This window comes from Brevibacillus massiliensis (assembly GCF_000311785.1).
GTDB lineage: Bacteria > Bacillota > Bacilli > Brevibacillales > Brevibacillaceae > Brevibacillus_C > Brevibacillus_C massiliensis.
Genome location: NZ_HE978536.1, coordinates 472,481 through 484,551 on the forward strand (window position 1 = coordinate 472,481; position 12,071 = coordinate 484,551).

Below are 12,071 nucleotides of genomic sequence, written 5' to 3' on the forward strand. Positions count from 1 at the left end.
GTTATGAAACTTTGAGGGGGTGGTATTATGTCATGTTGCTTCCGTCGCCGTCGTCGCCGCCGCTGTCATCGTCGCCGTTTCCGCTGCCGTTAATCTAAAAGTCCGAATTTAATTCGGACTTTTTCTTCTTGAGCGTTGCGTCCTAACTAATATCTGGACCGCTCCGCTTTCGTTTACATACTCTGTAGTAAATGCCTATCGAGCCTGCCATCGTGTTACCGGATTTGCCTCAAACAATTCGATTTTGTACACAAGGTTTTTGGTGATGTTGGAGAAAATGGCGATTGGGTCCATCGTCTTCTTCGCTGCTCTTTGCGCTACATTCAATGCAAATGCTGTCTTTCCAACCGAAGGCCGGGCAGCAACGGTGATCAAATCAGGCCTCCGCCCATAAGCAAGATGTCAAGCAATTCTTGTCATAAAAAAGCAACAGCCCTCAGCTTGCGGCTGTTGCACGATGTTCTTCACACGTGTACCCTCTGGCTGTCTGTCGCGATCAGCTCGATCTCAAAACCCATGTCCTCCAGCATGCGATGATCGGCCGTGCTCTCCTGACCGGCAGTCGTCAGATAATCGCCGACGAAAATCGAATTGGCCGCGTACAAGCCCAGGGGCTGCAGGCTGCGCAAATGCACTTCCCGGCCGCCAGAGATGCGGATCTCTTTCGTCGGGTTGATGTAGCGAAACAGGGCCAGCACCTTGAGGCAGTACCGGGGATGCAGCTGGTTAACCCCGGCGAGCGGCGTCCCTTCGATCGGGATCAGGAAGTTGACCGGAATGGAATCCGCATCCAGCGCTTTAAGGGCCCGCGCCGCGCTGATCACATCAGCTTTCGTCTCGTTCATGCCGATGATCACGCCGGAACAAGGGGAAATGCCGGCCTCCTTGATTGTGTTCAAGGTGTTCACCCGATCCTGGTAGGTATGGGAGGTGGTGATGTTGGCGTGATGGTCCTCGGATGTATTCAGGTTGTGATTGTAGCGTTCCACCCCTGCTTCCTTCAGCCGGAGGGCCTGTTCCGGTTTGATGATGCCGAGGCAGGCGCAGATCTTCAAGTTGTACTTCGCTTTGATCTCCCGCACCGCTTCCGCCACGACCTCGATATCGCGGCTGGATGGGCCTCGGCCGCTGGCGACGATGCAGTATGTGCCCGCCTTCATTTGGTAAGCCTGCTCCGCTCCCCTGAGCAGTTCCTCCTTTGACATGAGCGGATACTTCTCGATCGGCGCGCTGGAGACGGACGATTGGGAGCAATACCCGCAGTTTTCCGGACAGTGTCCGCTTTTGGCGTTGACGATCATGTTCAGTTTTACTTTTTTGCCGAAATAGCGCTGGCGGATTTGAAAAGCCCCGTGCAGCAGGGCAAGCAATTGCTCATCAGGGCACTCCAGGATAGCCATCGCTTCCTCGTCGGCAAGCTCTCCACCGGCCAAGACCCGATCTGCCAGTTCCAACCAATCTGTCATGACTATTCCCCCATTTCTATTAGTCGCCGCAAAATCCCACCGACGTCTGCCATCGGTTCGGCAGCATGCAAAACAGCCTGTTTTACGCTCTGGACCAGCGGCTGTTCAAACTTCGGCAGAATTCCCAAAACGGGAGCCTGCGAAAGTTTTTCGATCATCTGGACATTGTTTGTTTCCATGCTGGACGGTTTTGCCGGCATCCCATTGACAATCAATCCGGCAATCGGGAGGTGATGGCTTCTGGCGTACGATACCGTCAGCAAGGTGTGATTAATCGTTCCCAATCCCGGCTGCGTAAAGAGGATAATCGGCACCCGCAGAAGCTGAATCAAGTGCATCGTCATATAGACAAAGGAAAGTTTGGCGGCAAGCGGCACGGCGAGCCCGCCCGCCCCTTCGACCAGCACAAGTTGATGCTTCGCTTTTAATCGCCGATACTGTTCGGCTATTCGCTGCGGTTCGATAGTCTGGGGAGCTTGCTGTGCTGCCAGGTGAGGGGATACGGCCGCTTCCAGGCAGTACGTGCATAAATCGGCCTGTTCATAAGGAAGCTCGGCAACGTCGCGGTAGAAGGCGACGTCCTCGGCGATCAGCTCCTCTCCCCGGCGTATGCCTCCGCTTTGGATCGGCTTGTAAGGCACAGCGTCGATCCCTGCGCGGCGAAACAGGGCGGTCAGATAGGCTGTCACCAGTGTTTTTCCCACACCTGTCCCCGTTCCCGTGATGAATGCTCCCAGATGCTCCACCGGTTACCTGCCCCCTTTCGTACTCACGTGCGGCAAATGAGGCAGCGCCTGTTGCAGGCGGACAGCCACAATCGCTGCCGCGAAACAGAGGATCACGTCACCCGCCACATTGAGCACAACCCCCGTCATGAAGACGTACCAAAAGCTTGCCGATTCCCCGACCCATGTGTTCATCGACAGGTAGAGATAAAGCACGCCGCAAGCGTAGACCGGGATCATACCGGCGAAGTTGGCCAGCAAATCGTCCCTAAAGCGCAGGTTGCTTTGCTTCTCGACCAGCTTTCCAACCAGGTAGCTGGCCAGCACGAACCCGATCAAATAGCCGAACGTTGGCTTCAGCACATAGGTGATGCCTCCGCCGGAGGTGAAGATGGGAAAACCGGCCAGTCCAACCCCGAGGTAGAGGAGCTGGCTCAATGCTCTCCGCTTGCTGCCCAAGAGCACTCCCGCCAGAAAGACAAACAGGATCTGCAGAGTAAACGGGTCGACTGTGAGAGGAATCTCTTTATGTACGCCCCGATCGCAGTAAGGGCCGCAAACAGCGCGACCAGGATCAGAGAAAAAGGCGAGCTGACAGGCCGGCTCATGAGCTCTTCACTCCATATTTCGAAAATAGGTAAACTTGATACGTGAATAAGCTAACATATAAGACGGAATACAGTCAACTAATTTTAAATTTCGGTTAACATTTAAAAGATAGCGCTCCTCGCTGTTTTTCCTATCTGAGCGATACAAAAGACCCTGTAAAGGCATCCTGCCCCAGGATCCGGTGATAGAAGACGCAGCGCAGTTACTCGTCCCGCTTATTCTTTTTGCTCTTTTGACTCGCTGCCCAGAAGGCTAGAATCACCAAAGGAATCGCAAAAAACCAGGGGATTGTGATCGTCCCTTCAAACAAGATCGCCAGGAAGAACAGGGCGATCACACCGATGATGATGTACAGGCAGCCGCGTCCAAACGTCTCCACTCTTGCTCCCTCCTCGGGTAAAAAGTAGGCTCTGCTGACATGCCAGACAGAGAGGACGGTGTGTTTACGTCAGTTTCCGGATCGACACCCGGTTGTCGTGAAGCGTACTGCCCCAGCCCATATCGGTCAGGCGGTCGCTGGTCAGTACGTTAACCGAACGGCTGTCCGGCGTGTGCTTCGTCCACCAGACACCCTCCGCGACCGCGACGCCCGGCGGCACATCGTCCGTGAGCTGCGCCCAGAAGCGGACAGCGCCGCGCTCGTTGTACGCCTCGATCCACTCATCCGCTTCGATGCCCCGCTCTTTCGCCGAAGCGGGATTGATTTTGAGCGTCGGCCTCCCCTCCTGTTCCCGCAGCTTCGCCACGGCTCCAAAGGATGTGTTCAATGTGAAATGGGCGGGCGGCGTCAGCAGGTGCAGATCGCCCTCCTCTTCCGGCAGCTCCAGGTAGGCCGGCAGCGGCGGGTACCCGTCTTCTGCCATGCGCTCCGAGTAAAATTCCAGCTTGCCGGACGGAGTGGGAAACCCGCCGGAGAGCAGATCATCCCAGTCAGTCAGTTCAATCGCTTTCCCCGAAAGAAACGCTGCGCGTTTTGCTTCATCCTGCTTCAAGCTCGGAAACAGATCCAGCGCCAATTCCTCGATCGGCCTGGTAAAAACCTCGTCGTCAAAACCCATTTTCTCTGCCAGCGCATTGTAAAAGTCCCGATTGCTGCGCGCTTCGCCAAGCGGAGCAATCACCGGCTCCGCCTTTTGCAGATAGGTGTGCCCGTAGCTCTTGTACACGTCAAAGTTTTCAAACGAAGTCGTCGCGGGCAGTACGAGGTCGGCGTACCTGGCTGTATCCGTCATAAATTGCTCGTGTACGACGGTAAACAGATCGTCACGCAGAAGCCCTTGGCGGACCAGATTGTTGTCCGGACAGGAGATGGCCGGGTTGCCCCCTGACACAAACAGACAGGTGATCGGCGGCTCCCCGACATGCAGCAGGTTGTGGCCAAACCGGACCAGGTCGAGGATGCGGGTCTCCCTTGGCATGAGATCCGGGCGGGTCAACACTTCCATATTTCTCGGAAACGCTTTGCCGGTAAACATCAGCGCTCCGCCCCCCGGCTTGTGAAACGCGCCAACCAGTCCTGGCAGGCAGGCGATCGTTCGGACGGACATGCCGCCCCGCCGGCTGCGGGAGAGTCCGATGCCAAGCCGAATAAACGGTGCGCTGGCCTGCCCGTAGAGGCGGGCCAAACAGCGTATGTCTTCCGCCGGCACTCCGGTCACGGAGGAGACTCGCTCCGGCGCGTAGTCCGGCAAAATCTGCTGCAGTTTATCGAAACCATGTGTGTATTTCTCGATATACGGCCGATCGATCAGCCCCTCGCCGACAAGCACGTTCATCATCCCCAGAGCCAGCGCGGCATCGGTGCCGGGGCGGATGGGAATGTACCAGTCAGCCTGTTTTGCCGTGCGGTTTTTGTACGGGTCGATCACGATCATCTTGGCGCCGTTCTTTTTCGCCTGCTTGAAAAAAGCCAGCATGTGCATGTTGCTCGACGCCATGTTCATGCCCCAGACGATCAGCAGATCGGTATCGGCTACCGACTCCGGTCGGCTGCCGACCATGTCGCCGATGGTGTAGTTCCAGCCTTCATCTGCGGCAGGGGAACAGAGATCGCCGCGGCTGCGGCTCGCACCGATTTTGTGAAAAAACGGGACGTGGGCATTCTTCTGGATGAGGCCCATATTGCCGCTGCCGGACAGGCAGTACACGGTTTCTCCCCCGTGCTTTGCGATCGCCTGCTTGAGCCGGTCTGCTATTTCGTCAAGCGCCTGCTCCCAGCTGATCCGCTCGAACGAGCCGCTGCCTTTTGGGCCGCTCCGGCGCATCGGATAAAGCAATCGTTCAGGCGAGTGGATTCTCTCTGCATAACGCAGCACTTTGGAGCACAAGGCCCCGCGCGTAAACGGATGTTCGGGATCCCCCTTGGTCGATGTCACGTTGCCTTGGTCATCAACCGTTGCAACAATCGAACAGGTATCCGGACAATCGTGCGGACAAACGGTTTTTAGCTGCTTCACGAGACTATCCCCTTTCGGATGTCGACTTGCCGATGGAAACGTCAAGACTTACGATAATACTAACATTTTTGGGAGGATTTATCCAATTTTCGCAGAAGACCCCCACCTCTTTAGGTGGTGAGATGAATGCGATTTCTTTTGCTTTCAGACAATCTTCCGGAACATACGTGTCCAACCAGTAACGGCCCATAGTGAATGCTCCCGCCGCTGGGAGAGGCGGGGGCTTCTTGCTACAACGACCGCTGCCTTTTCCTGGAGAAAGGTCTTGCATGATCTCCACAAGCGCTTGATTTTCGCAAATGCCGCGGATTCTCAATCGTTGTTTCATCGGTGGTGAAACAGGCGTTCACGCTGTCATAGCTGCCTGTCTGCAGACGCCAGCACCTCGCCGATCGATTGATGGATCACCAAGTCGGCGTACATGTCAAGAGGCGTCGGATCGCGATTGACGATAACCAGCTTGGCGCCCCGCCGTTTTGCAATCAAGGGAAATTCATTTGCTGGGCTGACCAAGAGGGATGAGCCAAGCACGATAAACAGCTCTACCTCGTTCAGCAGTTCGTTGGCGAGCTCAATTTGCCGCTCTGACAGCATTTCGCCGAAAAGGACGACATTGGGGCGGACAAATCCGTCACATCCTTCCGTCTGGCAGCTTGTCAGCAGCTGCGGGGCCAGGTAAGCGGTGCATGGATACCGGGTGCCGCATTTCATACACCGCAAAGTGCCCAAATCCCCGTGCAGTTTGGCAATTGTCTCCGTCCCTGCCTGTTCATGGTAGTTTTCTACGTTTTGTGTGATGATCCCCTTGATTACACCTTCCCGTTCCCATTTTGCCAAAATCTTGTGCCCTTGATTGGGCTCATGTTTCAGCATTTCTTCAATCCGCCAGCGGTAAAACCTGACGAAGTCATCCCGATTTTCATTCATCGCGTCTATATCCGCGAGTTCTACGGGGTTTCGGTTGTTCCACATCCCCCGGTCGGCAGAACGAAAGTCCTGGAGCCCGCTTTCCGTCGACATGCCGGCACCTGAGAACACGACTGTTGATCGGGACGCTTTTAGAAATGAAGCAAGCATATGATCCTTCCTCCGCGAAAACGATTCTTTCCTTAAAGCAAGTATACAAGACTTTGGACAGATGTGACGCATCGGTGGAGAAAGTTTTTGGCCTAGCTTGCTTCCACAGGATGGGGATGACGGGAAAGAAGGGGACGTGGAATTTCAATTCCTCCACCTTGCCGCCATTGCGAAGATACTGGTTGCGAAATTTCAACTGAGACCAGGCGTTGACAAACCAGGCATAGGTGCCTCCCATGGCGGAGATGGAATAGAGAAGGAGGAAGACGGTATCGGGCGCGATCAGGCTTGACAGCAAGGACAACCGTGCAAAGCCAAGTGTGATCAGCAGTGAATACAGCGGGACTCCCCTTTTGGTCAATACCGAAAAGAGAGGAAGAGTCATTTTGTTTTGCGACAAGAGTAGAGAATGCGAGTACTGACATACAGGCCCGAATTCCCCACTGACAAGAGAGCTGTGAGGATAACAAAATTCATGATATCTGCGGCATAAGGGATCCCCACCAGATCGAAAACAGCGACAAACGGACTTTCCATCAAGCCGGCTTTATGCCAGGGGATGAGCGCGGACAAAATGAACATCGCCGCTACGTAGAAGATAAACAGGCGAAAGACGATATTTTTAATCGAGCGGGGAATATTTTTTTCCGGGTTGTCCGTCTCGCCTGCTGCGACACCAAAGACTTCTGAACCTGGAAAAGCGTAAACAACAGTCATCATGCTAATAAAGACACCTGTAAATCCCTTGGGAAAAACCCCATCCGCACCGATAAAGTTGGAAAATAGCGGTGCCGGTTTGTCTCCAATGCTGATCAATCCAAACATGGCCGCTCCGCCGACGACAATGAAGACGAGCACAGCTATAACCTTTATTCCTGCAAACCAGTACTCGGTCTCTGCGAAGGCCTTTGTGGTCAGTGCATGTAAGGAAAAGAGCAAAATGACGAACAGCGCACTCCAAATCCATACCGGAGAAAGGAACCGGAGACGGGCATGGCCACCGATCATTCACCGAGACAAACCATCACCAGGTACATCAGCAAACCGGCTACAAAGTAAGCCAGGATCGCCCCTACCGGCCCGGCTCCGCCTGCCTTCTTGCATGCTGAAGACGGCGGACAGGGGCATCCGCTTACCTTTTGACTCGCTTTTATCGTCAAGTCGCCTATACATCTCCCTCCCGTTAGGCATATGCTACACCGAGGCAACCCAAAAAGGAGGAAAATGAATGTCAACAGGTTTCTTTGGCGGCGAAGGCATCCTGATTATTTTGGTGCTGTTTATTCTCCTCACCATAATAGGCGGTGAGAATTAATCAGACTTATGCGGGCAGCCTGTGCGGCTGCCTTTTTCTTTTCCCGGTCCGATGACGGTTCCTCCTACCCCCTCTTTGGCTATCTTGGTTCCTATGGCATAATGCTTTCAAGGGGTGGTAACGATGCTGCGGAGATATGTCATCTGCATTGCCGGAACTGTGCTTGGTGCTCTATGTTATTTCTGCCCATGGATTAGCGACAGCTACGCTGAACAAGCGGCAGTGTCAGGGTTTCATCTCGCTTGGAGTCAGACACAAGACGGATGTGGGACAGATAAAGCGTTGCAGTCGACCAAAGTCCCGTTTGGCAGGAGACAAAAAAACCCTCCCTTCTCGCATTCTGGAGAGGGAGGGTCCAAACGGTGCGGTTCAAATCTTCAATTCCCCTAGCCGAACAAGTTCGACTACAGCTTGAGACCGTCCTTTCACGCCTAGTTTTTGCATCACATTCGAGATGTGATTGCGCACTGTCTTTTCGCTGATGAAGAGTTGTCCGGCAATCTCTTTAGTTGTCTTATCTTGGACCAAGAGTTCAAATACTTCTCTTTCACGATTCGTTAACAACGGCTTGGTTTGGTCGCTACCCTTCAATCGTGCCACCCCTCCTTGTGGGCTCTACAGGAACAAGGTTGAGGGATTACAGTCACCTTATCCTATGTCAGGGGGTGGGTGATGGTGCCGGAGCATAAGGGATTTTAGGCTTTTGCCTTACAGTCTATTCGCAGAATGGGCGAATGGTTCCTCCCCTTCAGGCGTCCTGATTGCCGTTACGGGAATTCCCCCAAAAAGCGCCTGTAGCGGCTCGCATTCGCCAATCGTGTAAATCCCGCTGGCCAGCCGCAGGTCGAGGATCGGGATGCCGATTTCCCTCTGGCTGAGCTGCCACAGCGGGTCGGGCAATGTCGGAAAGACGAAGACGGTATCGCCAAAAGCAAGGCATTCGGTGATGCAGCGATCACGGGGATAGTCAGCACCGTCTTCCAGTAAATGGATCGGCTCAAGCCCAAATTGTTCAATCAGGTGCTGGCCGTCCTGAAGCTGCATCCAATTCTTGATGGAGACGCTGCGCCGGGGCGAGAGGATCGGAAAGTGGCGGAAGACGTATTTCCGCTTGATACCGTGGTAAAACATTTCGACATCCTTGCCGATTTACCGCTTCTTCGCCGTTACCATGGCCTGGGCCTTGATCTCCCGGCCAAGCCCGTCAACGCCGACCACGGTCAGATTTTCCCGTCCGTCTTTGGTGAGTTGGACGAACAGGCGGAATTCGCCCCGGTCATTGATATCACCCGTCAGCCGTTGATCGCCCAGAAAGAACTGCAGGCGTGTCGGTGATTGCCCGACCACTTTGCCTTGCACCATGATCGTGTCGCCAACGGCCACCTGATATTCCGGCTTGGTGAACCCGATCGACGGCACCGGTGCCGGCTCGGCCTTGTAGGTGATCTTGCGCTCGCCGTTGAGCAGAACGAGCGAACCCGCCGATGGATCAGCGTACACGTTCAGCTGCAGCGCTGTCTTGTTCCCCGCTTCGTCCCGCCCTTCGATCAGCAGTTTGTTCTCCCCCGTGGTAAGCGGCTGCAGCTGCTCGAAGTACCTGTAGGTAGGCTTCTCCAACTGCTCTTCCTCCCAACTGCGAATGATCATTCCGTTCAGGCTGACCCGCCCCTTGTAGTTCATGTCCCGATAGCTGATCCGAAGCGGCAGCAGCATCCTTTTGGCGGCGGCGTCGTAGACAGGCTGCTCCGAACCGTCATTGGCCAGGGCGACGATCGGAGGAGTGGAGTCGACGATGACCCGCTGGGTAAACTGCCGATTGTTGCCGTAGACATCGGTCGCGCTGTACGTTACGAAGTTTAAGCCCTCCGCCAACTGCAGGACGGTTTTAAACGAGCCGTCTACGTCTACTTTTACGGGCTGATCGTTGATCGTAAGCTTGACGCGATCCATCATATCTTCGCCGCTGATCCGGCCGCTGACGGGATAATGCCGCTGGGAGATCACCTGTACCTGTTGAAACAAATTTTGCGGGAACTCGACCAACGGCGGAACCGTGTCACTCTGTCCGTTGACTGGCTGAATCGTAATGTTGCCGGCGTAATCGTATGCGACCAGCGTGATTTTCTTGTTGAGCTGACTGACGATCGTGCTGCTGATGGAAGCGGAGTACGGACCGCCCTGTTTTTTGCCGCCCACGTAGAGCAGGTATCCTTGGACATCCTTGTCGCGGCTGTTCCAGCTTACCCGATTGCCCTCGAGCTTCGCCGTGATCACGGGGGGCTGCCGGTCGACGCGAACGGGAAGTGTAATCGTCTGCCAATTGGCATCGCGGCCGTCGATCTTGGCGCGAATGACAAACTGATAAGCGCCGTCTGGAGCAGGGACGTATTCTCCCTTCTGTGCGGAGTACACCATGCCATCCCAGCTCCACTCTTCTTTTTCCTTGTAGTAATAAGGTGTTCCTTTTTTGGACTGGTCAAATTTGGATACCTTCTCGTCCTTTACAAGCGTCCGGACCAGCTTTCCCTGGCTGTCGACGACATCGATCGCCAATTGCTTGGCGTTGCGCAAAAACGCAATGGACGGGGAGGCATGGTCGTAGTGGCCGTCCCCATTGGGGGAAAAAGCGATCTTGTCAGGATCCACTTTTACGGCGCCATTCTCATCGACGCCGGCAACCCCCAGATAATCCCTGTACTTCCACTTGTCATTAAATTTGTCGTGGTACCAAGTGGTCTTGATCCCCGTCCGCTTTTCCTGGGCTTCCGGCTGCCACATCGGCGGGTCCATCACCCGCGGTTCGTCCCAGTCTCCGTAAAAGCCAAAGTAGGGAACGTGCAGGACGGGAACATCTGCATCCAGCGGTGTCAGCGCGATAAACCCTTCGGTAAAAATGTTTCGCTTCGCATCTGGGGGGATGGTCAGCGTTACCTTTACCTGCTGTTTGGCGCCCGGGGCCACCGTCACCTTGTCACGGGAAAACTGCAGCCCGGCTCCCTTCAGCGGAACGTCGGTCAAGAGATTGTTTCCCTCATGGAGAAGATCTGTCAATACACCGTACGGATCGCTCAGCTGGTATGTGATTGGCTTTTTGCCAAAGGCATTGTGGAGGACGAGCGAAAAAGTGATCTTTTGGCCGATCTCCCCCAGGGAAATTCCCGCCTTTCCCTTCGCATCTGTCACGATGACAGGAGTCTTGATCGCTTTGGCGACCTGCATCAGCCCTGCGCCTTGGATGCGGGGCGAATACGGGTAGGAGCCTTTTTTCGCGGCCGATGAGAATGCGGGCATGTCTCGCGGATCGAGAATGGGCTGGGCGGTGTTCATGGCGACTGCCTTCAGCGTCTCGACCAAGCCGCGCCCCTGCAGGTTGCGGCCCATTTTTTGATAGGCCTCCTTGATCAATGCCATTCCCCCGGCCACATGGGGTGTAGCCATCGACGTGCCGCTCTTTACCGCGTAGTCTGCTTCGTATACCGTGGACAAGATCCCGCCGCCCGGTGCGGTGATTTCCGGCTTGAACTGCAGATCAGGGGTAGGCCCCCAGGAAGTAAACGCCGATACCGTCCCGCCATTGGGGTATGGCAGCCCGTTTTGACCGTATTCTCCGTCAAAGACGATCTGTACTTTTTTGCCCTTTTTCAGTTGGGCGGCTATCTGCTCCCCGGTCTTCTGCAAAATGGTAACGGCAGGGATGTTTTTTGTCTCTTCCGCGCTCATGATCAAGGGACCCGCCTGGTTGTTGTACAAAACCACGCCGGCTGCGCCCGCTTCCCGGGCATGGCGAAGCTTTTCGTCAAATGTGATCTCGCCTCGCTCCAGCAGGATTACCTTTCCTTTGACGTCCTTGTTGTAGTCCTGTTTCTTCCCTTTGCCGAGGTAGACCAGCTCACTTGACTTGGCCAGCGTCTGGGGGGGATTGAGCGGTGTTCCTGCCGTAGGACGGCCGACGAGATAGACGACCCGCTCCAGGCCTGGTACGCCTTGAATGGCAAAACTGATGCCGGCCAGGGTGGTTGCATTGGCCGAGGCGACCGACAAGGCGTCCGGCGCCAAGCCGGGCGAGCCGATCATCGCGACATCAGGGTTTTGAGCTTTCACCTTGTCGCTGCCATAATGGCTGTCATTGCCCGCGGCGGCCACGACGATGATCCCGTTATCCACTGCCCGCTTGATCGCAAACTGCTCGACACTCATCTCATCCACATAACCGGCCGACGAGCCCAGACTGAGATTGATCACATCCGCCTTCTTTGCGATCGAGTCATTGATCGCAAACAGTATGGATTCGTTTAACCCGCTTACCTCCCCGTGGTAGTTGCTGAACACCTTTTGACTCAGCAGCTGCGCCTCCGGGGCGACTCCTTTTACTTTCCCGTTGGCCGCAATGATTCCGGCCACGTGCATGCCGTGCTGCGACTCT

11 protein-coding genes and 2 pseudogenes are annotated in these 12,071 nt (G+C 55.1%); all 13 read right to left on the reverse strand.

The window, feature by feature from the left end:
- Nucleotides 1-270: 270 nt before the first annotated feature.
- Nucleotides 271-387, reverse strand: a pseudogene (locus HGBM_RS31565) (DnaB-like helicase C-terminal domain-containing protein); the annotation flags it as partial.
- A 77-nt stretch (nt 388-464) separates the two neighbouring features.
- On the reverse strand, nt 465-1,466 hold the full coding sequence (gene bioB / locus HGBM_RS06180) for a biotin synthase BioB (RefSeq protein ID WP_019120221.1): 1,002 nt from the start codon (nt 1,464-1,466) through the stop codon (nt 465-467).
- A gap of 2 nt (nt 1,467-1,468) precedes the next feature.
- Nucleotides 1,469-2,212 (reverse strand): dethiobiotin synthase, encoded by a 744-nt coding sequence (bioD, locus tag HGBM_RS26760; RefSeq protein ID WP_019120222.1) that lies wholly within the window; start codon nt 2,210-2,212, stop codon nt 1,469-1,471.
- Nucleotides 2,213-2,215: 3 nt separating this feature from the next.
- A complete protein-coding gene (locus HGBM_RS26765) occupies nt 2,216-2,650 on the reverse strand; it encodes a biotin transporter BioY (RefSeq protein ID WP_019120223.1) in 435 nt (144 codons plus the stop codon).
- A gap of 352 nt (nt 2,651-3,002) precedes the next feature.
- Nucleotides 3,003-3,179 carry a hypothetical protein gene (locus tag HGBM_RS31055; RefSeq protein WP_019120224.1) on the reverse strand — a complete coding sequence of 59 codons (177 nt, stop codon included), beginning with the start codon at nt 3,177-3,179 and terminating at the stop codon, nt 3,003-3,005.
- 64 nt (nt 3,180-3,243) lie between these two features.
- Entirely contained in the window at nt 3,244-5,256 is a 2,013-nt protein-coding gene (locus HGBM_RS06200; protein ID WP_019120225.1) for a molybdopterin-containing oxidoreductase family protein, read from the reverse strand.
- Between the two features lie 354 nt (nt 5,257-5,610).
- Nucleotides 5,611-6,333 (reverse strand): NAD-dependent deacylase, encoded by a 723-nt coding sequence (locus HGBM_RS06205; protein WP_019120226.1) that lies wholly within the window; start codon nt 6,331-6,333, stop codon nt 5,611-5,613.
- Nucleotides 6,334-6,496: 163 nt separating this feature from the next.
- Nucleotides 6,497-6,718, reverse strand: a pseudogene (locus HGBM_RS32050) (S-methylmethionine permease); the annotation flags it as partial.
- Nucleotides 6,715-7,341, reverse strand: coding sequence for an amino acid permease (locus HGBM_RS32055; RefSeq protein ID WP_051029608.1), 627 nt, complete (start codon nt 7,339-7,341; stop codon nt 6,715-6,717). The pseudogene HGBM_RS32050 and the gene HGBM_RS32055, both read right to left, overlap by 4 nt.
- A complete protein-coding gene (locus tag HGBM_RS31570; protein ID WP_245552888.1) occupies nt 7,338-7,493 on the reverse strand; it encodes a hypothetical protein in 156 nt (51 codons plus the stop codon). Before HGBM_RS31570 ends, HGBM_RS32055 begins: the two co-directional genes overlap by 4 nt.
- A 524-nt stretch (nt 7,494-8,017) precedes the next feature.
- On the reverse strand, nt 8,018-8,239 hold the full coding sequence (locus HGBM_RS06220; protein WP_019120228.1) for a helix-turn-helix domain-containing protein: 222 nt from the start codon (nt 8,237-8,239) through the stop codon (nt 8,018-8,020).
- 117 nt (nt 8,240-8,356) lie between these two features.
- Nucleotides 8,357-8,779, reverse strand: coding sequence for a hypothetical protein (locus tag HGBM_RS26775; RefSeq protein ID WP_019120229.1), 423 nt, complete (start codon nt 8,777-8,779; stop codon nt 8,357-8,359).
- An 18-nt stretch (nt 8,780-8,797) separates the two neighbouring features.
- Nucleotides 8,798-12,071 (reverse strand): S8 family serine peptidase (locus tag HGBM_RS26780; RefSeq protein ID WP_035286605.1); only part of this gene is annotated, 3,274 nt, incomplete at its 5' end.